The organism is Geomicrobium sediminis, from assembly GCF_016908595.1.
Taxonomy (GTDB): Bacteria; Bacillota; Bacilli; order Bacillales; family Marinococcaceae; genus Geomicrobium_A; species Geomicrobium_A sediminis.
This window is the reverse complement of the sequence record NZ_JAFBEC010000004.1, coordinates 270,275-294,877: the sequence shown is the minus strand read 5'-3', so window position 1 is coordinate 294,877 and position 24,603 is coordinate 270,275. Positions and strand designations below refer to the sequence as shown.

Below are 24,603 nucleotides of genomic sequence, written 5' to 3'. Positions count from 1 at the left end.
AACCATTGATACGATCATTGGAAAATGGAAATCCATTATTATTAGTGAGTTGGCTTCTGAAGATCTTCGGTTTAGTGATCTACAAAAAAGAATTCCACAAATAAGTCGTACAATGCTCACGAACAATTTAAAACAACTTGAAAAAGAAGGGATTGTTCATCGTGAGGTCCATCAACAAGTCCCTCCGAAAGTCGTGTACTCTATGACAGATTACGGTGCAACGTTAAAACCAATTCTTCAAGATTTAAATCAATGGGGCGAAGAATTTATAAAACGTCAAAACGAAGGTATTTAGTGAGACGGACGCCAAGGGTCTCCTTGCAGTTCAAGTCCAGTCATTGTTTTGAACAGTACGCCTTTTCCTAAGGCGTATTCTCTTAATAAAAACCAACCATTTTCTGTTTGAATGAGCGGATCGACTGTCATTGGGGTTTTGTTAAGTTGGTTCATGAGATCATTCGCTTCTGTTACAGAAAACCACTGACTTTGAATTAATAAATCAAAATCACTCTGTTCATTCATGGCTTGTGTCCCGGAGGCTAATTCAAAGCCTACACTTCCGGTAGGTCCCCAATGCATAGAACGTAAAAGCTCTTTTAACATCCCAAACGTCTCTTGTGCTTTCTTGAGTCGTAACCGTGTACTTTCAGAGGTTTGAAGTTCATAGGGCGTAAGCACGCCTTGGACATGGTCACAAGAAACAGTGATCGCACAACGCTCACTACGGGATGCACCGCGGATTCCTACTGGAATACTAAAGCGATCATTGACGCCGCGTCGTACGACGACGTAGGGGGTTTTTTGTATTGAAGATTGTGCCCAGAGCGGGAGGTCACCGTTTCTTTTTAAAACGGATGTCACATCAATGCGCAATAAATCATGAGGGTTATACATGAGTTGCCTCCTAACAAGACAATAGATTTAATTTTCTCAAAAGTATAGACAATCAAAGTTAAACTCATTATAATCTAAACTCAGTACACAGTCGACTGTATACCATTAATTGAAAACGCTTACAAAGGAGTGCGTTGATGGTTATTTATGGTGTGGCCATATTGGCGGTCTGCATGATTGTAGGAATGTTGCTCGGAGAATGGTTGGGTATAGCGATCGGGGTAGAAGCAAATGTAGGTGGCGTTGGGATTGCGATGTTGATCTTAATTATCGTCATTGATCGGTTGAAGATTTCGAACCGGCTTAGTGAGCCAACGCAAATGGGCTTAGGGTTTTGGAATGCGATGTACATTCCGATCGTAGTCGCAATGGCTGCAAATCAGAATGTTGTTGCAGCCCTCGATGGGGGACCACTTGCGATTGTGACAGGAATTGCTGTTGTGGTTATTTCGTTTTTAGCTGTACCTTTTGTCAGTCGAATCGGAAAAGGAAAAAGTGAATCGATTGATGAAGGAGGGCGTCCTCTATGATTGAATCAATCGAAAATGTGTTAGTCGGAAATGGTCTCATCTTTGGATTTGCGATTGTAGGTGCAATTATGGTGATTGCCTACGCGTTGTCAAAGTATGCGACCCGAGGACTCGTGCACGGATCATCAATTGCCATTCTTCTTGGTCTCGTTCTTGCTTACATTGGCGGACGACTGACTGGTGGAGAGAATGGACTTTCCGATGTCTCCCTTTTTGCAGGAATCAGTTTACTTGGTGGCGGGATGATGCGTGACTTCGCGATTGTGGCTACAGCGTTCGGGGCAGATTTTCGAGAGATTAAACGAGCAGGTGTTACAGGTGTCCTCGCTTTAGTTCTTGGGATTTTGCTTTCGTTTACGATCGGTGTTGTGTTTGCACTAATGTTTGGCTATACCGACGCAGTAAGTTTAACGACAATTGGAGCAGGCGCCACGACGTATATCGTCGGGCCAGTTACAGGTGCTGCAATCGGCGCGAGTTCTGAAGTGATTGCGATTAGTATTGCTGCAGGTCTCGTGAAAGCGATTTTAACGATGGCACTCACACCATTTCTAGGTAAGTATATTGGACTTGATAATCCCCGTTCTGCGATGGTGTTTGGGGGATTACTCGGAACGACGAGTGGAGTTGCTGGTGGACTTGCAGCATTAAATCCTAAGCTCGTTCCGTACGGGGCGGTTACGGCGACGTTTTATACAGGGCTTGGCTGTCTCTTAGGGCCGTCTGTGTTGTATATGATGATGCGGTTGATTTTCGGAGGGTAAAGAGGCGATTTCCATGGATACGGTGTTTTTATTTCCAGGTCAAGGATCACAACGTCATGACATGTTTCAACCTTATCAAGGAACCAAACATTTCGAGTTGATCAAACAACTCATTGAAGACGCATTACAAGAAGATGTGAATCAGTATACCGCTGATTTCAGTTCTACACGACACGTGCAATTAGCATTACTCATCGTTGGTGTTATCAGTTCGAAACAACTTGTAGAAGCAGGGATTAGACCGGATTGTGTTGCCGGTCATTCTGCGGGCGCTTATTCAGCAGCAGTACTTTCAGAAGTACTTACTCTAAAGGACGCCATTCGTTTAGTTGATCTTCGAGGTAGATTAATGGAGCAAGCTTTTCCGAGTGGATACGGAATGATGGCCGTTCAAGGCCTTGATGTGAACGTCGTACTGCGCGTGATAGAGTCGCAAAGTGACGTGTATCTAGCGAATGAAAATGCTCAGCAACAAGTGGTGTTATCAGGAAGTGAACGATCACTTCAAACGATCCGCGACACGTTAAAAGAGAAAGGATCACGTCGTGTAACCAAGTTATCTGTGACTGTTCCTTCACACTCTCCTTTGTTTAAGAAAGAGGCGGATGTGCTTCGTGAAGCGATGAAAAATCTTAAGATTGATTCACCGAAAATACCGTACGTGTCAAATCAATCTGCACGGTTATTGCGACACAAAGATGCGATTGCTGAAGATTTAGCAGGGAATATTGCATCAACGGTTAGATGGCATTCTGCCATGAAAATGTTGAACGAGCGCGGGATAAAAAACTACGTTCAACTTCCCCCTGGAACCGTATATACGGACTTATTGCACGATGAGTTTGAAGGAATTCAAGCGCTATCAGTAGAAACTTTGAGTGTTGACAACATTCTACAATTTGTAACTAAGGAGTGACGAGTGTGCCTACGTCTACAAATACAAGATGGACGAAAAAGCGAGATGCAAAACGAGATCGTCTGAGCCGAATTTCATCAATGATTGAAGGCAAATTCGTTCAACAAGACAACATCGTCTCAGTACTAGAACGTGTCATTGAGCCTTATGATCGTGTCATTCTTGAAGGCAACAACCAAAAGCAAGCATCGTTTTTATCGAAGTCATTGGCAAATGCCTCAAACGAAGCACTTCATCACTTACATCTCATCATGTCGAGTGTGTCTCGACCAGAGCATCTAGATCTATTTGAAAACGAGATAGCTGATCGACTTGATTTTTCATTTTCAGGACCGCAAAGTACACGAATTGCGCAAATGATCGAAGACGAAGAAATCAAAGTCGGCAACATCCATACGTATATCGAACTTTACGGACGATTGTTTATTGATTTAATTCCGAACGTCGCCCTCGTTGCCGCTGATCAAGCGGATGCGAACGGTAATTTGTACACTGGTGCAAATACGGAAGAAACACCAACAATCGTTGAGGCGACCGCATTTAAAAATGGCATTGTGATCGCTCAAGTAAATGAGATCGTAGATGAGCTACCACGCGTTGATATCCCTTCATCATGGGTTGATGTGATCGTTTTAGGTGATGAGCCTTATCAATTGGAAGCGTTGTTCACTAGAGATCCAAGACATATTACAGAGATTCAAATTCTCATGGCCATGCTTGCAATCCGTGGCGTGTATGAAAAGCACTCTGTACAGTCCTTAAACCATGGTATTGGCTTTAATACTGCCGCGATCGAATTACTATTACCGACGTACGGTGAATCACTTAATTTACGGGGAAAGATTTGTAAGCATTGGGCCGCGAACCCTCACCCGACACTCATCCCAGCAATAGAAAGCGGTTGGATTGATAGCATTCATTCTTTTGGTGGAGAGAAAGGCATGGAACAATACATCGCTGCGCGTCCAGATGTGTTTTTTGTCGGCAGTGACGGTACGATGCGGTCAAATCGGACGCTTTGCCAAATGGCTGGGCAATACGCCGTAGATTTGTTTATCGGTTCCACACTTCAAATGGATTATGTTGGTAATTCATCAACGGTTGTTCGCGGTCGATTAGCAGGGTTTGGCGGTGCACCGAACATGGGGCATGATCCGAAAGGTCGTAGACACAGCACAAAAGCGTGGCTTGATATGCAAAAAACAGGTGACGAGCTCGTGCGTGGTCGTAAGTTGGTCGTTCAAATGATGGAAACGCACCAACCAGGTAACCGTCCCGTATTCGTTGATCAGTTAGATGCCATTCAAGTCGCTAAAGAAGCCAATCTAGGCACACCTCCTGTTATGATTTATGCCGATGATGTCACACACCTCGTAACCGAGGAAGGGGTTGCTTACCTGTACAAAAGTGACAGTCCTGCTGAACGTAAAGAAGCGATTGCAGCGGTTGCTGGTGTTACCGAACTTGGGATGACGAGTACTGCTCGTCAAAAGCACCGATTAAGAGAGCAAGGAATCATTGCAACGACGGATGATCTAGAAATCGATGTGAAAAAGTCCAATCGTTCACTACTTGCAGCAAAAAGCATTGAAGAACTTGTGATGTGGTCAGATGGTCTTTACGACCCACCTGAAAAGTTTAGGAGTTATTGGACGTGAGTGTAGCGACACATCCATTACATGTTCATCTCGTCACTGAACAAGTTGCACGTTGGTCCGAGCAATCACTCCTAGAAGAGCTTTATCTAACTGTAAAACCAGGTTTGATCGACAAATGTAACAACGGTGCCCACCTTGATATGACACTAGCGATGATGGAAGCATCGAGTCATGCGATTGCTCCTTATTTTGCCGAAATGGCACGTGTGAGTTATGGGAAATCCCCGTCTCATCAATTACGCGAGCAATTATCGGAGATTGGAATTGAGGCAGAGCGGGAAATGTTACACGTAACTGGTGGCGTGAACACCCATAAAGGCGCGATTTGGTGTTTAGGCTTACTAAGTGCTGCTTATGCAATCCAAAGAGGGCAAGGTACGGCATCTACACTATGTGAAGTCGCCGGCAAACTTGCGAACGTTGAACTAGAGGTTCCTTCGACTCGTACGAATGGTTCTACTGTCTGTAAACGGTATGGTGTCACCGGTGCGAAAGGCGAAGCTCAAGCGGGATTTCCGCACGTGTTACTCGGTTTACGAACTTTAAACACTGCCACCGAATCATTCACAGAGACGAAAGCAAAACAAATGGCTCTGCTCACGCTCATGACAACACTTTCAGATACGTGTGTTCTTCACCGAGCAGGAAGTAAGGGATTATCTTATGTGAAACAACAAGCTCAACAAGTATTACGAGGCGCTTTATCCATGGAGGAAGTTGATGAACGATTTATTAAAAACAATCTTTCTCCTGGGGGCAGTGCAGATCTACTTGCAGCGAGTTTGTACGTGAAACGATTAGGAGGGAAATCGCATGGAAGAGTTTCGCTACACGTATAATACAGCAACGGCAATTCCAAAACGTGCGCATACAGGTGTCGTTGGCTCTGGCGATGCAGAAATTCTTATGGAGCCAAGCGACATCGGAGAAGTATTTATAAAAACGAACGTGGAAGGATTTCAAAAAACGTGGGAAGAAGTTGTAGAGAGGTTCATGTCTGATTACGATGTACGTGCATCCATACACATTCATGACTTTGGTGCAACGCCTGGCGTTATTGGACTTCGTTTAAAACAAGCGTTTGAGGAGGCATCTTCATGAAAATCATAGTACCTCAGTCGTTAACGGAATGCTCCGCTCGTGAACGTACGTTAGCACTTTTAGATGAGAACTCAGCACATGAATTACTCGGCCCTTTTGATCGTCTTGTCTCACCACACCTAGAAAAGCAAAACATTGTGCCTCAAAGTGACGACGGTGTGGTCGTAATGAAAGGAACGAGAAAGTCGCATCCATGTTGCGTGATTGCAATTGAAGGGAGCTTCCAAGGAGGCGGCATCGGCGAAGTGTCTGGAGCCAAGATTGCGGCTGCATTCGAACTTGCTTTACGAGATGTAGAACGGGGAAAACATTTAGACGTCATCGTTATTCTAGATACAGGCGGTGTACGGTTACAAGAAGCAAATTACGGTTTGCTCGCAATTTCTGAGATTCAACAAGCAGCGGTAAATCTCCAACAATATGTACCAATCGTGGGCATTATCCCAGGTCGAATCGGAAGCTTTGGTGGGATGTCGATTACAGCTGGACTGTTTAACGCTCTAATTATGACAAAAGAAGCTCGACTCGGCTTAAATGGTCCTGAAGTGATTGAGCAAGAAGCGGGAATTGAAGAAGTCAATAGTCGTGACCGTAAAGCAACGTACTTACGAATCGGTAGTGCGTCGAGAAAGAAGAATGGACTGATCGAATACCTCGTAGAAGACTCTGTTGAAGCAATTCAAGAGGCCGTTGATCAAGCAAGACTTACGAAAATCAATCAACGTGTAACGTCCAACGAAGAACACGTGAATGAGTTACTATATCAAGATATAAAAGCTTTCACTTCAAGTGAAGACGAGGAGCGAACAAATGATTCCCGTGGTCGCACGTGGCTTGAAGTGCTTTCAGACATCGATAGCGTGAAAAGTTCACGTATTTCAACGGTGCAGTCAGGAACAATGACCGTCTCAGGTGAGAAGTTCAATCTTTTAGCGGTGACGAAAGATGCGTATCACCGTTTCCCAAGAGTTAGAAACGGTGAATTCGGTCTACTTGAAGGCTATGCACTTGCAGATGTAATTGATCAATGGATTGCTGCGGATGCAACGAATGATCAGAAAACGCCAATCGTTGCTGTCATTGATGTAGTCAGTCAAGCATACGGGGCTCAAGAAGAATTACTCGGCTTACATCAGTCGTGTGCAGCAGCTGTTCATGCCTACGCTAGAGCACGTTTACACGGTCATAAGATCATAGGACTCGTTGTTGGTAAAGCATTGTCTGCTGCGTTTTTAAGCCACGGTTTACAAGCCGATCGCATTCTCGCATTTGATGACCCTTACGTCCAAGTACACGTGATGTCGAAAGAGTCTGCAGCGAAAGTGACAAAAAGATCGTTACATGAACTTGAACGATTCACAAAGGATGTCCCCGCAATGGCTTACGATGTTCGTTCTTTCCATAAGCTCGGTGCAACCGATGAACTCATTGAAGGGATCTCTGTAGAACATCCAACTGAAGAAGACGTATCGCGCGTGCAAACATTGATCGCTAACCAACTAGCGGATCTAGAGGCTGGAGGCTTAGTTTCAGAACACCGTCTTAACAACGCACGTGCGAAAAAATCACGTGCAGCTTCAATTGAAGTCAGAGTACAAATGGAACAACAGTGGGTAAATGAAAGTAGGGAAGAACGTGGAAGGATTAAATAAACATTCGTTGGCCAAACAAATTGCCGATCAAATCTCTATGAAAATACTCTCAGGAGATTTAAAACCCGGCGATAAGCTCGTTGAAAAAGAGTATGCAGATGAGTACGGCATTAGCCGTGCACCAATCCGTGATGCCCTTTATTTACTAACTGCTGAAGGGCTCGTTGAGAAAGAAGCACGTAAAGGAGCGGTCGTATGTAGCTACAGTTTTGAAGAAATCAAAGACATCTTAGAAGTTCGCAACTTCTTAGAGAGTCTAGCCATGGAGAGAATTGAAGAGAATGGCGTTGATCACAACTTCGTTACACGGATGCGACAGCTTGCTAATGTCATGAGATCAGAAGAAGATGTGTACCAATACACGTATTACAACCATCAATTTCATTTGTTGCTCATCGAAATGAGTCAAAGCAAAATGATTTTAGATTTGTATCATCGCTTAGGGTCGTCACTACTGCGCGTCCAAGCGATCGCATTCTCTGAATCAGGGAAATTAGAGAAGTCAAAGCGAGAACATGATTGGCTTACAACCTATTTAGAAGCAAATCAAATACGAGAAGCCAAAACACTGTTAAATACACATACTGATGATGTGTTGAAGTTGTATAAGCAGTTTCATGGAAAATAGGCAGAGAGCCAAGTCGGTTCTTTGTCTATTTTTATCTTTCCTATTTTAGTAAATGTCTATGAACGGCTGAATCCCCTTGATATGATAATTGTAATGTTAAATTAGGAGAGGATGAGTTCATGAAAGGATCTATTGCAGTCGGTGTGTTACTTTCAGTAATTGCACTTCTGTATGTCGGCATCATCGAAGCAGCTTTGTTGCTTGCGATGTTTATATGGGTGCCGATGTTACTTCAATTGATTACGCAAGATCCACAAATCAAGGTTGATCGCTGGTTACGGCGTACTTCTTTTGTTGCGATGTATTTTGCAATCATTGCAAGCGTATCGCTTTTCTTACCTCAAGGTATGATTGCAGGACTGTTTGCAGCAGTATGGTTGGTCTTTGTAGCAATCGTCGGTTTATTGGGCCTGTTACGACAGTTACGGTATGGCTTTCAACGAAGCGAAGAAGCACTCATAAATTTAAGTTTAATGTATTTGCCTGTTGGAGGTGTGTGGCTCGTTGCAGGAGCGTCAGGTGCATCACAGTTCTTACCGTATACGGATGTGATTGTTTGGCTTACGGCGATTCATTTTCATTACGCAGCATTTTTCTTGCCCATCGTCGCGGGCCTATACATTCGGAGTCGACGTCAACAAATCGGTTTGCCAAAACTATGGTCATTCATTGCGATATTGTTAGCGCTCGGACCGATTTTCGTTGCGATTGGCATTGACCAAGGACCGCCACTTGAGTTTTATCTTGTTGCGACCTATGCAGTTGGCTTGTTTTTATTCGTTGGTTTATGGTTCATTGATGCTTTGAAACGACACGAGTTCACGTTAAAGCTCCGTCTTACGTTACTCTCTGCCTCATTGGTTTTTGCACTCACAACAACATGGACATTAGTGTATAGCTTTGGCTTACTTTCAGAGAACATCTTAGTCACAATTGAATGGATGACGCAGTATCATGGAGCGGTTAACGCCAGTGTATTTGCAACACTCGCTTTTATCGTCGTTTGGCAATTACGTACCCCGTCGTCCGTCAACGAGATTACAGTGAGTCAGTTGCGCACGAGAGGATATGTAGGAAGCGTTCCGATTGACGAAGGACGCTGGAAGAAAGGCGATCATATTCCAGCACTAGTAAGTGATTGGGATGAGTTAGAAGATGAGACATTCACACCATCAGCTATTGATGTTGAGGTTCTCAACTTCTATACGTCTCCTAACCGTTATAAAATGGTTGCGAACGTCGAGTGGTCAAATTCATTCAAACCTTTGTTGCCACTTATTCATTTTGTTACAGGGCGTTTTGGGCAATTAAATGTACCAAAGAGCGGGAAAGTGACGATGAATGGAACTGTAGCACCGTTAGATGCAAGCGAAGATGGCAGAGTAACACCAAGCGTATGGTTACGGTGGTCAGATGACGCACATATCTTTACGGCAATTTATAGTACGGTTGATCAGAAAATGAACATTGCTCTTCCCTTGCCGTTAGGTGTAATGACAGGAATACTACAACCAGAACATGATCAGAACCGTGGGTTAACCCTTAACAGTGAACCGAATGGTATTTTTTACACGATGGGTTCCATTACCATTCGTCTGCCGTTAAAGGAAACGTTTCATATTAAAAAGGTACATAACAAGCAGTTACAGGCAAATCACGACATTCAATTGTTCGGATTATCGTTGTTCGCTATTGAATATGACTTAACAGCACATGACTGATCAGAAAGGATGGGATGTGCATGGGAAAACCGATCTATGTAGAGCTTGATATTAATGCTCCGATTGACGACGTCTGGGAAACGACACAAAACCCTAAACTTCACGAACGTTGGGATCTTCGCTTTAGTCAGATTGATTATTTGCCTAAAGAACATGAAGATGATGTCCAAACGTTTCATTATGAAACCAGGATCGGCTTTGGGTTACGGATTCACGGTATTGGTGAGTCCGTCGGGAGTGCCGAGAAAGAAAGTGGAGAGAAGGTATCCGCTTTAAAATTTTCAAGTGATCAACCGTTGTCGTTAATAAAAGAGGGCCGTGGATATTGGAAGTACGAACAAAAGGAGAAACATACACGATTTCTAACGCGCTATGATTACGATACGCGTTTTGGGAAAGCAGGAAAGCTACTCGATGTTGTTTTTAGGCCTTTAATGGGGTGGGCAACTGCTTGGAGTTTCGCAGCATTAAAGCAGTGGCTTGAGTTCGGCAAACGACCTGAAGATAGCATTCGTCAGTCGCTACTTCACGTCTTATTTTGTGTGACATTAGCGCTTTTATGGGCATATCAAGGCATTATTCCTAAATTGTTATTTCCTGAAACTGGTGAACTTGATTTAATTGCGGCAACAGGTATGGTGAGCGGATTTGAGTCAATGGTTGTGACTGCAATTGGTTTAGGTCAGTTATTGTTAGCAGTACTGTTTTTATTACCGATTACAAAGCGCTGGTTGTTCTTACTATCGGCGATCGCTGTTGCTATCTTAGGTATCGGAGCATTATTAACCTCGCCGTATTTGTTCGCTTTACCATTTAACCCAGGAGCACTTACTATCGTAACGATCGGGGTTAGCATTGCGGCATGGGTGAACAGCAAACAATTAGTGTTAGCAAGACACTGCAAACGAAAGGAAGAACGATGAACTCCATATATAAACGTGCAGTAGGAGAGCAGTTTCAACAGTTGCATCCATTGTTACAAATGAAGTACGGGAAGACGTCCGGTGTTGTGCACGGAGAAGGTGTGATGAAGCAAATTCGTGGATCAGCGCTATATAAACCAATTGCATACGGTTTAACACACGATGACTTTCTATTTCCAGAAAGAGGCGTTGAAGTTCCGTTCTCAATTCGTAATACATATAGCACAAACCGTAAAGGACCGTACGTTAGTTGGGATCGCCATTTTCATTTTCCGAATGCTACCCGACGTTTTTACGCTGAAATGTGGTGGAATGAAAAACAAAGCCGTGTCTATGATTCATTAGGAAAAAGCGGACGTCTCGTTCAACCGTTAGATTTTCACGTGACAGATACAGGAGGGTTATTGATCACTTCAGACGAGACGTATGCGAACATCGGCAAACGTTTGCTGCGCTTACCAAAAGCATTATCTGCAAAGGTGAATGTGTATGAGAAAGCGACAAGTGCCAATACCATTCAGATCTTCGTGCATATTGAACACGTGACGACGGTTCTGATGTATGAAGGAGAAGCGACAATAGTGGAGATCAGGTAGAAGAATATTTAAAAGATGTAAGAGGGGATAATTTATGCAGATACTATTAATTAGGCACGGGGAATCGGAAGCAGATCTTTTAAACGTGCATGAAGGAAGAGCGGATTTTGAATTAACAGCAATGGGTAGAAGACAAGTGAGCGGTTTAGTACAGAAAGTGAAAAATGACTTTCCCCCAGACTTTATATGGGCAAGTACATTAAAGAGAGCGCGAGAAACTGCTGAAACATTAGCGCAAGCTATCGGTTGTCCAGTGGCATATGAAGAAGAATTAATGGAATTTAATAATGGTATACAGGCTGGCATGTCTTTTGAAGAAGCGAAAAATCATCCGAAGCCACAATTTCTTCATGATCGTTTTGAAAATGGAGAATCATTCATAGAGTTTCGAATGAGAATTGAAACGATATTTTCTAAGATTGTAACTGAAAATAAATATGAACGGATTGCAATTGTCGCTCATGGCGGTGTAATTAATAGTATATTACGAGCTTTTTTCCAAATGCCAATGAACATGGATTACTACTTTAAAATAGGGGATACGGGGATTAGTATGATTGAACTTACAGATAATGAAAAGGTCATTCATTTTATTAACGATACGAACCACTTAGAATCTATATAGGCAAGAATCGAATTCAGCCGAGATAAATGTGAAACGGTTCATAGCTTACTGTTAAACGAAAAAGCTAGGTAGAGTTATTCGTCAACTCTACCTAGCTTTTTAGAATGGTCCGTATCCAAACCAGGCGGCAAACATGACAGCGATAACAGCAATCGTAAGTTGAATCAGAATAAATGGCCAGATGAAGCGAACCCATTTGGTCCATGGAATTCCTGCAAGCGCCAGTGCTGCCATGAAATAGCCTGAAGTCGGGAGAATAATGTTCCCTATGCCATCAGCTAAAGTAAAGGCAAGTACAGTCGTTTGTCTTGTAATGCCGAGCAAGTCTGCAAGCGGGATCATAATCGGCATGGTGAGTGCCGCTTGACCGCTACCTGACGGGATGAAGAAGTTAATGATACTTTGAATAAAGATCATGCCAGCGGCATTGAACTCGGTAGGGATATTTTCCAAAAAACCTACCGCATAATACAACATTGTATCAATTGTATTGCCGTCTTCCAAGACGACTAGGATGGCACGAGCAAAGCCGACGATCAGCGCACCAGCGAGTACACCAGAAGCACCTTTTAGAAAGCCATCGACAACATCGTGTACACCGAGACGAGCAACAACGCCAATAATAACTCCGAGCAGTAAGAATAGTGAAGCGATCTCGGTAATAAACCATTCATACTGAATGACGCCAAAAGCAAGTACGATAAAGTTTACGATAAAAAGCCCTAAAATCACCTTATGTGTATTGGTTAATGTTTCTGTGGTTTTCATCTCATTAAGTTGCGTATTCGCTGTGTAATTCCCGTAATAGCCTAGTTCAGGATTTTTCTTCACTTTCAAGGCATATCGATAAACAAAAATGACAGCAATCGTATACATTAAAACGAAAAGAATGAGACGAAGCCACATTCCAGAATAAATATCTAACTCAGCAATTCCTTGAGCAACGCCGACGTTAAATGGGTTCATGATCGCAGTTGTAAACCCGATTGAACTACCGACCAAAACAATCGCTGTTCCTGTAATTGCGTCAAATCGTAACGCGAGAGCAAGCGGAATAAGAATTGGGATGTATGCCAATGTTTCTTCGGCAAGGCCCATAAGCGTTCCGCCAAGGGCGAAAATGAGCATCGTAATTGGAATAAACCATTTCTCTTGATTGACTAGCCTGTATGAAGCAACTGTAACGAGTCGATCAATGGTACCCGTGTGATTTAAGATGCCAAACGTACCTCCGATAATCAAGATGAAGAAAATAATATCAGAGGCTTCAACGAGTCCTGTATGTATAGAGGTGAAAATTTGAAATGGTTGCACTGGACTTGATTCCACTTCGGTGTATGAACCTGGGTCTACCACTTCGCGACCATCTTGCTCTACTCTTTCGTAGTTACCTGCGGGCACAATGTAAGTCAGAATAGTAGCAAAAATTATGACGCCAAAAATTAAGGCAAATACGTTAATTCCTCGGTTTTTCTTCTGTTCCGACATTTCTAATCCCCCCTATGGTTGTATTTCATTATCTTATAGATTAAATTTCTCATTAGCAAACCATTTTTAGGCAGAACTAGGAGAATGCAGTTGATTAAGGCTAAAAGAATTAATCCATTAAATAATCATTTAAGAATTGGTGATAAAGAAATGACAACGGGTCTGCTGTATGAAGGGAATGTGACGTTAGAGGAGATCAGGTGAGTGAGAGCTCCAGCGGTGATAGGCCACTGAGTTTTTGTTATGAAGAAGCGAACGGGAGTACTAATTTTTAGAATTTTATATTGACAAACAATTTTAGTGATGATAGTTTAATAAAAGCCGAGTAATTCAATAAGTATTATTAGAAAAGTGGGTGTAATTAATGAAGTTATTTAATAAATTTTTTCTCGTAGGATTATCAACAGTACTGTTAACGGCTTGTGGGAATGATGAATCCGAGCAAGAAAATAGCGATGACAACGAAGATACTTCTTGGACAGATGTTGAATCATCCGGAAGCCTAGTAGTAGGGACATCAGGAACATATGCACCTATTACATACATCGATGAAAACAATGAATTAACGGGCTTTGAAGTTGAGTTGGTGAAAGAAGTCGCAGATCGACTAGGGTTAGATATTGAGTTTAGTACGATGGATTTTGATGGTATCTTACCTGCTCTACGAAACGGACAAATCGATGTTGCAGCACATGACTTTGCAATTACTGAAGAACGTTTAGAAACGTTTGATTTTGCAGAACCACATAAATATTCATATGGATCTGCGGTCGTCCTAGAAGAAAATGAAGATCAATTCACATCTGCACATGATTTAGAAGGGGTTGACGTTGCTTTAGGGTCATTAACAAGCAACTATGCCATTTTTTCAGATAACATCGGGGCTAATGGTACAGCTTATGATGGTGGTACTGAAGCAATCCTAAGAGACGTTCTAAATGGAAATCAAAGTGCTTACCTTAATGATTATCTTGTATTACGACGCACTCTCGAGGAATTTGGCGATGATCGCTTAGTATTAGCAGAAGACGTAAAATATCACGCAACTGAAAGTGCTCTAGCGGTTCTAAAAGGAAATGAAGCACTTCAAGAACAAATCAGCAACACAATCATTGAGTTAGTAGAAGAAGGGGTCGTTTCAGAATTATCATTAGAATATTTGGGTGAGGATGTTTCTCAACCAACAGATAACTCGGAAATTGTTAGCCTTGAAGGGTAAATTCAAATTGAGATGCAGGATTGACTGTGTCTCAATTTTTAGATTGGAGCGTACTTATGTTTGAATGGTTTTCATCAATCCAATGGGAATATCTTTATGATTTTGAACTTGCAATTGACTCATTACCTTTCTTATTAGAAGGTCTTAGAATCACAATGATCATTGCGTTTTTTAGTATGATTTTTTCACTTATATTAGGGATATTCCTTGGTGTAGCACGTATGTCTAAGCTTTGGTTTATTCGTTGGCCAGCTCGGATTTATATTTCGTTTATGAGAGGAACCCCGCTTTTAGTTTTTATATTTATTCTTTATTACGGTCTGCCTGTAATTGGCATTGAGTTCACAAGTGCGGTCTTTGCAGGTATTGTAGGTGTTAGTTTGAATTTTGCTGCGTATAGTGCAGAAGTCGTTCGCTCATCCATTATGTCAGTACCTAGAGGACAGTGGGAAGCAGCAGCATCACTTCAAATGAATTACGTGCAAACGATGACTAAAATTATCATTCCACAGGCAACACGAATTGCTTTGCCACCAACGTTCAGCATCTTTATGGATGTTGTTAAAGGGACATCATTGGCTTCAGTTATTACCGTTCAAGAGCTTTTATATAGTGCAAGACTAATTTCAGGAAGAACTTATGACAGTATGACGATGTACATCACTGCAGCGCTGATTTATTGGGTTGTATGTATTGTTATTGGTTATTTCCAAAATCGATTAGAGAAACGTTATAACCGTTATTTGAGTGACGCGCAATAAGGAGTAGATCGAGATGATTGAAGTGACATCATTAAAAAAATCATTTGATAATGTAGAAGTCTTAAAATCTATTGATTTCACAGTAAATAAAGGAGAGGTCGTCTGTTTAATCGGTCCATCAGGCTCAGGAAAAACGACGTTACTTCGGTGCTTGAACTTATTAGAAACCCCTGACGCTGGTACAATTGCCATAGGTAATTCAAGAGTATCGTTTAATTCAATATTGAAGAAGCGAGAGATTAAGGAAATTCGACAATACTCCGGTATGGTATTTCAAGGATTTCACCTTTTCCCGCATAAAACAGTCATTGAAAATCTTGTTACAGCGCCTATAACAGTAAAAAAAGATAATAAAACAACGGTTAAACAGAAGAGTGAACAACTCCTAGAAAAAGTAGGTATGTCAGAGCATAAAAATAAGTACCCAGATGCATTGTCCGGCGGTCAACAACAACGAGCAGCAATCGCTAGAGCACTCGTCATGGAACCTGAAGTGATGTTATTTGATGAACCGACGTCTGCGTTGGATCCACAATTAGTAAGAGAAGTTTTAAAGGTTATTGAAGCCTTAGCAAATGAAGGTCAGACGATGGTCATTGTAACTCATGAAATGAATTTTGCTAAACGTATCGCCGATAAAATCCTCTTTATGGATGAAGGTTACATTGTTGAACAAGGTGAAGGCAATCAAGTCATTACAAAGCCACAAAATCATCGAACGAAGGAATTTTTATCTTTATTAGAAGAAGATTAATTTAATAAAGAAGGATCGAACGTACATCACTGTAAGTTCGATCTTTCTTTATTTTAGTTAACATAATACTGTAATTACTAACTTCAACATCCATAAGAATAGCTAAATTTTATTATATTTAAAGAAAATTGAAAACAATGAGATGACTAGAAACAATAGTCCAATGATGAACGATACAATGATAAGAGGAAGAAGTGACATCGGCAATATACCATTCGCGTAACTGACAATATCTTCGTTTAATAGTTCAATTACATTAGCAATTGGTATAGCTAACACAGCAATAGATATTGCTCTTGCTGAATAAAGTAATGCAGCTATAAAAATGAAAAATAATCCTAGGATCAATAGTAAATTAGATTTGCTCATTGATTAACATCTCCATAAACTTTTTACGATATTGTACGAACAACTAACCACTTGATAAAATGCGTCTATACTTAGACATTTCCTGGCAAAGCGCTTACCAAACGTACAATTTAAAGAAATAAAACGTTTAGTCCTGATATAAGCTTATTAGCACACGTTACAAAACAGAAAGTGTATCAAAGGCTTATAAAGGATACATGCAAAAAAGGTTACTTCTCTCAGAATTTTATTTTAGTTAACATAATATATATTATCGGAAGTTACTGATGTAGTTAAATTTCTTTAGATCTTTCAGTGAACTCCCGTTTTTTATATTTGTTTTTACTTATCCCCTGTTTAAATCTGCATTTTTTGTCGTATTCTTTGACTGGCTTTCCTTTATTGCAGAATTATTTTTTAAAAACATTACGGTATGTGAAATTATGTACTTGTAACTTAGAACCGGCTACATAGGCTCTAAGTATAATCCTTCGTCTTGTTTCCATTCTAGAAAAAACACATCACTGTACGTCGTAATGTTTTTAGAACGTAGTTGTTTGTTTAACCATGATTCATCGTAACCGGCTAATTGTAAGTTATCCCAGTTTACTTTGCCGTCACTGATCAATGTAATAGGTAAATAGACAGGCTTTGCTGGTAGTTGTAAGTCTTGTGAGACTGGGTTTTCGTAATCTGACTTTTTAAGTACGCTAACTTTGCCGTCGGTTTCTAAAATCGCATGTTGAATTTCTCTAAATGAGAACACATTTTCTCGGCGTAGTAAATGCTGCAGCTGATCTAAATCCAATTTGTTTGCTTTTAATTCCTTTCTTACAATTTGGCCGTCTTTAACGATAATCGAAGGACTTCCCTCAAGCACTTTTCTAGTGCCTCGGTATTTTTGTGTGATCATTTCTAATGTATAAATAAGCGTTCCCCAAATCCCGACTGAAAATAGAATCGAGCCTACGCGTGCTTGTTCGTCGTAGATGGCATTTCCGATCAAGTCACCTAAGATTAGTGCTGAAATGAAATCAAACGGTGTTATTTGCGATAATGTCGCCTTACCGAGCAATTTCAACATCACTAGTAGCGCAATAAACCCTACGAGTAACTCTACTCCTGTTTGCAACAATTCTAAGTGCATGCTTCTCACCTCTTTGTTGATACTATGTGAAATAGTGTTTCATTTCATTCATTACGGTACGTGAAATTATTATGTTTTCAAATTCTTCTTTTCATGCTATAGTTGAGTTTATGATTTTGTACTTTACCGCGGTTATGTATTGTAGTTTTTAACAAAGGAGCACTTTACTATGCAACGTCAAGCATCGTTACCAGAAGCAATCATTATTCTTCTTATTATTATCACTATGTTAAGTTTAGGAATTTTAGCATATGGAGCTCCTCCACACCTCCCGATCCTACTTGCTGCGATTGTCGTTGCATTGTATGCGACTTTCATTAAAATCCCTTTCTCAACACTTGAAAAGCATATTGTTACGTCAGTAGGTTACGGCATCATTCCAATGTTAATCATGCTCATGATCGGAATATTAATTGGTCTATGGTTACTTGGTGGAACCGTACAAACAATTACTTTCTACGGGTTACAAGTGTTATCTCCAACGTATTTCCTTGCAACGACCGTAATTATTACGGCAATTGTAGCGTTAATGACTGGAAGTTCATTAAGCGCGATTGGAACGATTGGCGTATCACTTATGGGTATATCGATTGGAATGGGTGCGGACCCTGCAATGACTGCTGGTGCGATCGTTAGTGGTGCCATCTTCGGAGATAAACTTTCTCCTCTTTCAGATACGACGAATTTAGCGGCAGCAACAGCCAAAGTCGATTTGTTTGAACATATTCGTCATATGCTTTGGACGACGATTCCTGCTTTAATCATTACTGTAATCATTTTCTTGTTTATCGGTTATAATCAAAACGTGAGTGGTGGTAGTTTAAATGACGTGAATGAACTTTTAGTCGTATTAGACCAAGAGTTTAGCATACATTTGATCACTGTTTTATCACCGCTTGTGATTATCATATTAGCTGCGATGAAAGTTCGACCTTTACCAGCACTAGCTGCAGGAATGTTTGTAGCGATCGCTACAGCCTTTTACAATGTACCCGGTTTACAGATCAATGCTTTACTAGGTGCAATGTTTAGTGGATACGATGCGAATACAGGACACGTTGCGATTGATGAATTGTTATCACTCGGTGGGCTTGAAGCGATGCTCTTTGGAGTTTCTCTAATCATTATCGCACTCTCTTTTGGTGGATTAATTCAAGCAACAGGCATTACCGAAGCGCTAATTCGCGGCATTCAATCGGTGTTAAAAAGTCGAGGTAATACGATCGCCTCAACTCTCGCTTCTTGTTTTGGTATTAACTTTGTCACAGGAGAACAGTATCTTTCGATTCTTTTACCTGGACAAATGTACGAAGATGCTTATAAAAAACACAACTTACACCCAAAAAACTTAAGCCGAACACTTGAAGATGGTGGAACGATTTTACACCCCCTCATTCCGTGGGGAATTATCGGAGCCTTTGTCATGACAACACTAAACGTTGATTTCACGTATGTGTTCTACACGTTCTTAAGCATCGTTACACCGTTTATTGCCCTTCTTTATGCGTACACAGGTTGGACGTTAACAACACGAAAGGTTGAGTCTTGATGACTTGATCTCTCGTGTTTTTTTCTCTTCTTCTTTTCTTTACCTAATGAAGTTTAATTTACTAAAATACGGTACGTGAAATTTTGATATTTGCTCTAAAACTAACCCAATAAATCTTTTATTGGGTTAGTTTCTCGTGATGGGACGACACCATACCGTATTCATTTGCTGTTGGTTCGACGAACTGCTTAACGCTGTTCACCGCAAGTGCTGCATCTTGGAAACAGCCTGCAATTAACGGAAGTTTGCTATTATAATTCGCTAGATCTCCTGCAGCAAAAATACCTGGTACACTCGTTTGCATACGGTCATTTAATTGAAGTTTACTTTCTTCTACTTTCAAACCTAACGGTTCATGATCTAAAAACGACAGTTCAACTTCAAAACCGTGGTTCACTACAACTGCATCGACACGTTTAATTTGACACGATTTGCTCTCACAATGCTCTAATTGAACTTGTTCAATACATTTGCCTTGGTTACATCCTGTTAAGCCTGAGATCGCGAATGGCGTCATCACATTCACTCGTGAGTTTTTCATTTTTGTCACGAACTGCTCGTGGCCACCAAAGGCATCACGTCTATGGACGACGGTTACGCTTTTTGCAATCGGCTCCAGTTCATTTGCCCAATCAACGGCTGAATTGCCTCCACCTGAAATGACAACATCTTTGCCTCGAAATTGTTCAATGTCAGGTACTTCATAATAAAGGTTTTCAGTTTCATAAGCTTCAGCACCTTGAACGCTTAGCTTTGCTTGCCGCAAAATCCCGTAACCTGTTGCTAAAATAATCGCTTTAGTAAAATGCTTACGCTGTAGTGACGTCTCAATGACGAATGTACCGTCATGATTTTTTGTAATATCGGTCACTTTCTCACCACAAACGACTGTCGGTTCGAACGTCGTCGCTTGTGTACTTAAGTTTTGAATAACTTCACTCGTTTTTGTCGGTGGTAGTGCCCCGATGTCCCAAATCGTTTTGTCAGGATACACATTTAATTTACCACCAAGATGGGGTTCACTCTCGATGATTTTCGTTTTTAAGTCTCGCATTCCACTATAAAATGCACTATACAGTCCAGCTGGACCACCACCAACAACCGTTACATCATACAGTTCTAAGTCATTCCCCATCTTAGCGTGCACCTCCTGCAGGTATTAACTCTTCTTCTTCTGCTCGTTCAGGAATCATTAAATCATAACTCAGGCAAACCGGTTTCTTCGTTCTCGGGTCTGTAACAACATCAGCATCAATCGCGAATACGTCTTTTAGTACTGTTGAACAGATCACTTGTTCTGGTGCCCCTTCTTGCACAATCTTCCCTGCTTTTAATGCAACCATATAATCAGCGAAACGAGCAGCATGGTTTAAATCGTGAATGACCATCACAATCGTACGCCCTTCTTCTTCGTTAAGCCTCTTTAATACTTCTAGAACTTCTAATTGGTGTGCGAGATCCAAATACGTCGTCGGTTCATCAAGTAACAAAATGTCAGTTTCTTGAGCAAGGGCCATCGCAATCCACACCCGTTGTCTTTGCCCACCTGAAAGTGCATCAATGTCTCGGTCTTTAAAAGCATCCATGCCCGTTTGCTTTAAGGAACGATCAATGATGTCTAAATCAGCTTTCGTCAATGAGCGTGCACCAGATTGATGTGGATACCGTCCATAAGCGACAAGTTCTTTGACCTTCAATCCTGAAGGCGCTTCTGGTGATTGCGGCAATACCGCCAACTTCTTCGCGACTTGTTTCGTTGACTCTTTATGAATAATTTTCCCATCCAAATAGACCGAACCAGACTTTGGTTTCATAATTCTCGCTAACGTTTTTAAGATCGTTGACTTCCCACAACCGTTCGGACCGATCATCGTTGTAATTTGTCCTTTTGGGATTTTTAAATTTAACGCTTCGACAATCTTTCGTTTTTCATAACCAATTGACAGTTCTTTCGTTTCGATTTCAGTCATGGCTGTTCACCTCAGTTTACGGTGTTTTAATAAGCAAGTATAAAAAGTACGGTGCACCGATAATGGCTACGACAATACCGACTGGAATTTCAGACGGTGCCAACATGTTTCTTGCAATGTAATCAGCAAATAATAAGATGAGTGAACCGATAAGCGCTGCCGTTGGTATCATTATTTGATGCCTCGGTCCGACGATTCTACGGGCGATGTGCGGCGCAACAAGACCTAAAAATGCGATCGCGCCTCCAGCTGCAACCGATGCACCTGCGAGTGCCACAGCTAAAAACAATAGCAACAGTCGTGAACGTTCGAGAGAAATCCCAACTCCGACCGCTGATTCATCACCAATTCTCATTACATTTAACGTGTTCGCTTGCCTAATGACGAGAGGTATTAAAATCGCAATCCAAGGTAAGATCGCTAATACAGAACTCCAGTTAGCACCCCATATGTTGCCTGAGAGCCAAACGGTCGCTTGCATAAAATCATTCGGACTCATTCTTAGTTGCATAATAATCAGCAATGCACTAAACCCGGCATTGATCCCGATTCCGACAAGTACGAGACGAACGGGTGTAATCCCATTTTTATAAGCGAGGCTATAAATGAGTGCTGCTGCTGTAAGCGCCCCTAGAAAGGCGAACATCGGCAAGATATAGACGCTTCCTCCAAGGTTCTGATAACTTCCTTGGAACAAATAAATAAACAATACGACGGCAAAGCCTGCCCCTGCATTAATTCCTAAGATACCTGGGTCTGCAAGGTCATTACGAGAAAGACTTTGCAAGATTGCACCTGAAACCGCAAGACCTGCACCAATTAAGATTGCAAGTACCATACGTGGCAGTCGGAATTCAAACAAGACGAGTTCTTGTTGGTCACTACCTTGACCGATTATCGTTTTAAACGCTTCAGCTGGTGTCATTTGAAACGTACCTGACTGTAGACTAACAAGCAAAACTAAAACGATAAATACGACGAGTGTTGTAAAAACAATGAACGGTTTTCGTTTCATTTAAACGCCTCTCCCTTCTCGTCTCGCAAGGTAGAGGAAAAACGGGACACCTATTAACGCAGTAATTGCTCCGACTGGTGTTTCGTAAGGCGCATTAATCATCCGGGCAACAATATCACTTGCAACGAGTAATAACGCACCAAACACAGCCGAGCACGGAATAACATAGCGATAATCCATCCCAACGACTGCACGTACCATATGTGGAATGACAAGGCCGACAAAACCAATAATCCCTGCTACCGCAACCGATGCACCGGTCATTAACATAACCGCAATCACACCGAGCGTTCGCACAATAGCAGTTCGTTGCCCTAACCCTCTTGCAACGTCTTGACCAAGGCTCATAATCGTAATCGACTTCGACAATAAAAGTGCAATCAACACTCCGATGAGACAAGGAATGGCAACCATCATTAGGCTTTGACGCGTGACGCTCGATAGTCCTCCGGCGAACCAAAAGCTTAAATCTTGAGCAACATCGTTATAAATCGCAATTCCAGAAGAGAGTGCACTTAAAAATGCACCGATCGTAACCCCTGCTAATGCGAGTTTTGCCGGAGATAAGCCGCCTTTACTTAATGTACCAACGAGAAACACGAGTACCGTCCCGACACCTGCTCCAATAAAGGCTGCAACGAGTAATCCTGTATAACTAGCAGCTGTGAAATAAGCAAACATAATCGCAAGAGCAAGCGCTGCACCATCGGAGATTCCAATAATCGAAGGCTCTGCTAATGCATTCCTCGTCATGCCTTGCATGATTGCTCCAGAAACAGCAAGCGCTCCACCGATTAGGATTGCTGCCACAACACGGGGAATTCGTATTTCTTGGATGATTTGATGTTCGGTCAAACTGCCGTCGAATGATACAATTGCGTCCCAAATGATGCTAGGCGTAATTGAAGCCGCTCCAAACGTAACGGAAATGATGGAGACGATCACTAGACTAACAATGCCGATTAACAGTGTAATAATAAAGCTTATTGGTTTTCGTGTAATGCTCGCTTCTTTCATAGTTCTCCCACTTCACGGCACATTCACTTTCAACTGATTGAACTCAATAAAAACGACGTTCAGATCATTGACTACATGTAGAAAGTTGCCACTCCGTATTATTCAGTCTTTAATTGGTCTATTATGACAAATACAATGACGACAACAGACGATCTAGAATTCATTCTAAACCGTCTGCCTACTCACCTATTTGAACGTTTCTTCTTACCTATTCTCATCTTAATGAAAACGGCTATCATTCTCAATAGCTATGCTCGAATTTATTCAGAAATCATCTGTTCGTGGACTTCTTCGATCGTTTGACGATTTGCTTGGTAACCGTTATATAACCAACTGCTATCATCAGCAATTTCAATGACCTGGTCGTTTTCTACAGCAGGAATTGTTGACCATACGTCTTCAGTCATTAATGAATCAACGCTGTCTCCATCACCATTAACGAGGAATAAATACTCCGCATCTAAATTGGCAAATGCTTCAAGAGAGAGCTCATTCCAATGGTCAGGGTCTTCTGGCAACTCAGCAATTGCATTTGCTGGTTCTAACTCAAGGTCTTCAAACAGTACCGCTCCACTTGCAATGTTCGGTGCAACGACGAAATACGAGCCGTTAATCAACCAAACAACAGCCACTTTATCGTCCCCAACCGTATCGTTCAATTCTTGCTTCACTTCTTCAACGTAAGCGTCATACTCCTCTAGTGCCGTTTCAGCTTCTTCATCACGATCAAAAAGCGAGCCCATCTCTAGGAGGGTTGCACGCCAATCTGCACTCGTTTCGCTATCCATTACGTACGTAGGTGCCATTTGTGAATATTGGTTGTAGTCACCTGAACCGAGTGTGCCCTCATCAGGAACGACAATAAAGTCCGGATCTGCTTCCATCACAGATTCTAATGGCAACTGATAATCAATGTATGGCAGATCGCCAAGTTCATCCGCTAAATAGTCTTGAACACTTGCTCCATTGTTCACAGACCATTGCACAATTGGCTCTAACCCAATCGTTAAGAGGGGATCTTCTAAATATGGTGCGATAATGCGTTCTGGAGACGCTGGTACCGTCAATTCATTACCGTATCCATCTGTTACTGTCTTCTCAGAACCTCCAGCATCTGACTCACTGTCGTCTGCATCATCGGTTTCTTCTACCGTTTCATCAGCTTCTTCGTTTGCTGAATTGTTGTCTGTATCTTCTTGGTCCCCACACGCAGTCAGTAGCATCGCAGTCGTTGCGATCGCGAGTGTATATGGATAAATCTTTTTCATCATGTACCCCCAGAGGATTGTTATGTGGTATTCTCACTTGTTTAGTTTAATTGAAAATG

General features: G+C 41.7%; 25 protein-coding genes. 17 read left to right on the top strand and 8 right to left on the bottom strand.

The features are described 5' to 3' along the window. The first annotated feature begins 4 nt into the window (after nucleotides 1-4). Nucleotides 5-295: a winged helix-turn-helix transcriptional regulator gene (locus JOD17_RS21830; RefSeq protein WP_420827934.1), complete on the top strand. Its 291-nt coding sequence runs from the start codon at nucleotides 5-7 to the stop codon at nucleotides 293-295. Here JOD17_RS21830 and JOD17_RS09020 read toward each other — a convergent pair. Next, nucleotides 292-894, bottom strand: coding sequence for a malonate decarboxylase holo-ACP synthase (locus tag JOD17_RS09020; protein ID WP_204697128.1), 603 nt, complete (start codon nucleotides 892-894; stop codon nucleotides 292-294). The genes JOD17_RS21830 and JOD17_RS09020 overlap by 4 nt on opposite strands. 137 nt (nucleotides 895-1,031) lie before the next feature. On the opposite strand from JOD17_RS09020, the gene madL reads away from it, so the two are divergent. From madL to JOD17_RS08960, 12 genes are all read left to right on the top strand, one after another. After that, nucleotides 1,032-1,424, top strand: a complete 393-nt coding sequence (gene madL / locus JOD17_RS09015) for a malonate transporter subunit MadL (RefSeq protein ID WP_204697126.1) — start codon at nucleotides 1,032-1,034, stop codon at nucleotides 1,422-1,424. Further along, complete coding sequence (madM, locus tag JOD17_RS09010) at nucleotides 1,421-2,188, top strand: malonate transporter subunit MadM (RefSeq protein ID WP_042360421.1); 768 nt, start codon at nucleotides 1,421-1,423, stop codon at nucleotides 2,186-2,188. The genes madL and madM overlap by 4 nt, the downstream gene beginning before the upstream one ends. A 13-nt stretch (nucleotides 2,189-2,201) precedes the next feature. Then, nucleotides 2,202-3,104 carry an ACP S-malonyltransferase gene (locus tag JOD17_RS09005; RefSeq protein WP_204697124.1) on the top strand — a complete coding sequence of 301 codons (903 nt, stop codon included), beginning with the start codon at nucleotides 2,202-2,204 and terminating at the stop codon, nucleotides 3,102-3,104. A 5-nt stretch (nucleotides 3,105-3,109) separates the two neighbouring features. Further along, the gene (gene mdcA / locus JOD17_RS09000; protein ID WP_204697122.1) at nucleotides 3,110-4,762 is read left to right on the top strand and encodes a malonate decarboxylase subunit alpha; all 1,653 of its coding nucleotides are present in this window, start codon (nucleotides 3,110-3,112) and stop codon (nucleotides 4,760-4,762) included. After that, nucleotides 4,759-5,601 carry a triphosphoribosyl-dephospho-CoA synthase gene (locus JOD17_RS08995; RefSeq protein ID WP_204697120.1) on the top strand — a complete coding sequence of 281 codons (843 nt, stop codon included), beginning with the start codon at nucleotides 4,759-4,761 and terminating at the stop codon, nucleotides 5,599-5,601. The genes mdcA and JOD17_RS08995 overlap by 4 nt, the downstream gene beginning before the upstream one ends. Continuing rightward, a complete protein-coding gene (gene mdcC, locus JOD17_RS08990; RefSeq protein ID WP_042414172.1) occupies nucleotides 5,576-5,863 on the top strand; it encodes a malonate decarboxylase acyl carrier protein in 288 nt (95 codons plus the stop codon). Before JOD17_RS08995 ends, mdcC begins: the two co-directional genes overlap by 26 nt. Next, nucleotides 5,860-7,515, top strand: coding sequence for a biotin-independent malonate decarboxylase subunit beta (gene mdcD, locus JOD17_RS08985; RefSeq protein ID WP_204697118.1), 1,656 nt, complete (start codon nucleotides 5,860-5,862; stop codon nucleotides 7,513-7,515). The genes mdcC and mdcD overlap by 4 nt, the downstream gene beginning before the upstream one ends. Next, nucleotides 7,499-8,143 carry a GntR family transcriptional regulator gene (locus JOD17_RS08980; RefSeq protein ID WP_338028779.1) on the top strand — a complete coding sequence of 215 codons (645 nt, stop codon included), beginning with the start codon at nucleotides 7,499-7,501 and terminating at the stop codon, nucleotides 8,141-8,143. Before mdcD ends, JOD17_RS08980 begins: the two co-directional genes overlap by 17 nt. Nucleotides 8,144-8,262: 119 nt before the next feature. Beyond that, nucleotides 8,263-9,864: a YndJ family protein gene (locus tag JOD17_RS08975; protein ID WP_204697114.1), complete on the top strand. Its 1,602-nt coding sequence runs from the start codon at nucleotides 8,263-8,265 to the stop codon at nucleotides 9,862-9,864. A gap of 20 nt (nucleotides 9,865-9,884) precedes the next feature. Next, on the top strand, nucleotides 9,885-10,787 hold the full coding sequence (locus JOD17_RS08970; protein WP_239575358.1) for a DoxX-like family protein: 903 nt from the start codon (nucleotides 9,885-9,887) through the stop codon (nucleotides 10,785-10,787). Beyond that, on the top strand, nucleotides 10,784-11,383 hold the full coding sequence (locus JOD17_RS08965; RefSeq protein ID WP_204697110.1) for a DUF4166 domain-containing protein: 600 nt from the start codon (nucleotides 10,784-10,786) through the stop codon (nucleotides 11,381-11,383). Before JOD17_RS08970 ends, JOD17_RS08965 begins: the two co-directional genes overlap by 4 nt. Nucleotides 11,384-11,417: 34 nt before the next feature. After that, a complete protein-coding gene (locus JOD17_RS08960; protein WP_204697108.1) occupies nucleotides 11,418-12,008 on the top strand; it encodes a histidine phosphatase family protein in 591 nt (196 codons plus the stop codon). 99 nt (nucleotides 12,009-12,107) lie between these two features. Here JOD17_RS08960 and JOD17_RS08955 read toward each other — a convergent pair whose 3' ends face one another. Next, nucleotides 12,108-13,496, bottom strand: coding sequence for a YfcC family protein (locus tag JOD17_RS08955; RefSeq protein WP_204697105.1), 1,389 nt, complete (start codon nucleotides 13,494-13,496; stop codon nucleotides 12,108-12,110). 364 nt (nucleotides 13,497-13,860) lie between these two features. On the opposite strand from JOD17_RS08955, the gene JOD17_RS08950 reads away from it, so the two are divergent. The 3 genes from JOD17_RS08950 to JOD17_RS08940 are packed head-to-tail and all read left to right on the top strand — an operon-like array spanning nucleotide 13,861 to nucleotide 16,230. After that, the gene (locus tag JOD17_RS08950; protein WP_204697103.1) at nucleotides 13,861-14,715 is read left to right on the top strand and encodes a transporter substrate-binding domain-containing protein; all 855 of its coding nucleotides are present in this window, start codon (nucleotides 13,861-13,863) and stop codon (nucleotides 14,713-14,715) included. Between the two features lie 56 nt (nucleotides 14,716-14,771). Beyond that, nucleotides 14,772-15,476, top strand: a complete 705-nt coding sequence (locus tag JOD17_RS08945; protein WP_204697101.1) for an amino acid ABC transporter permease — start codon at nucleotides 14,772-14,774, stop codon at nucleotides 15,474-15,476. Between the two features lie 13 nt (nucleotides 15,477-15,489). Beyond that, nucleotides 15,490-16,230 carry an amino acid ABC transporter ATP-binding protein gene (locus JOD17_RS08940; RefSeq protein WP_204697099.1) on the top strand — a complete coding sequence of 247 codons (741 nt, stop codon included), beginning with the start codon at nucleotides 15,490-15,492 and terminating at the stop codon, nucleotides 16,228-16,230. 814 nt (nucleotides 16,231-17,044) lie between these two features. Here the strand turns inward: JOD17_RS08940 and JOD17_RS08935 are convergent. Continuing rightward, nucleotides 17,045-17,725: a DUF421 domain-containing protein gene (locus JOD17_RS08935; protein ID WP_204697098.1), complete on the bottom strand. Its 681-nt coding sequence runs from the start codon at nucleotides 17,723-17,725 to the stop codon at nucleotides 17,045-17,047. Between the two features lie 169 nt (nucleotides 17,726-17,894). Between JOD17_RS08935 and nhaC the strand changes: the two genes are divergently transcribed. Then, nucleotides 17,895-19,274 (top strand): Na+/H+ antiporter NhaC, encoded by a 1,380-nt coding sequence (gene nhaC / locus JOD17_RS08930; RefSeq protein WP_204697096.1) that lies wholly within the window; start codon nucleotides 17,895-17,897, stop codon nucleotides 19,272-19,274. 118 nt (nucleotides 19,275-19,392) lie between these two features. On the opposite strand, the gene JOD17_RS08925 is transcribed toward nhaC, so the two are convergent. The 5 genes from JOD17_RS08925 to JOD17_RS08905 form a co-directional block, all read right to left on the bottom strand. After that, complete coding sequence (locus JOD17_RS08925) at nucleotides 19,393-20,409, bottom strand: NAD(P)/FAD-dependent oxidoreductase (protein ID WP_204697095.1); 1,017 nt, start codon at nucleotides 20,407-20,409, stop codon at nucleotides 19,393-19,395. A gap of 1 nt (nucleotide 20,410) precedes the next feature. Continuing rightward, nucleotides 20,411-21,244: an ABC transporter ATP-binding protein gene (locus tag JOD17_RS08920; RefSeq protein ID WP_204697094.1), complete on the bottom strand. Its 834-nt coding sequence runs from the start codon at nucleotides 21,242-21,244 to the stop codon at nucleotides 20,411-20,413. Between the two features lie 16 nt (nucleotides 21,245-21,260). Beyond that, a complete protein-coding gene (locus JOD17_RS08915; RefSeq protein ID WP_204697093.1) occupies nucleotides 21,261-22,259 on the bottom strand; it encodes a FecCD family ABC transporter permease in 999 nt (332 codons plus the stop codon). Then, on the bottom strand, nucleotides 22,260-23,276 hold the full coding sequence (locus tag JOD17_RS08910) for a FecCD family ABC transporter permease (protein WP_204697092.1): 1,017 nt from the start codon (nucleotides 23,274-23,276) through the stop codon (nucleotides 22,260-22,262). 260 nt (nucleotides 23,277-23,536) lie between these two features. Beyond that, nucleotides 23,537-24,544: an ABC transporter substrate-binding protein gene (locus JOD17_RS08905; RefSeq protein ID WP_204697091.1), complete on the bottom strand. Its 1,008-nt coding sequence runs from the start codon at nucleotides 24,542-24,544 to the stop codon at nucleotides 23,537-23,539. Nucleotides 24,545-24,603 lie beyond the last annotated feature (59 nt).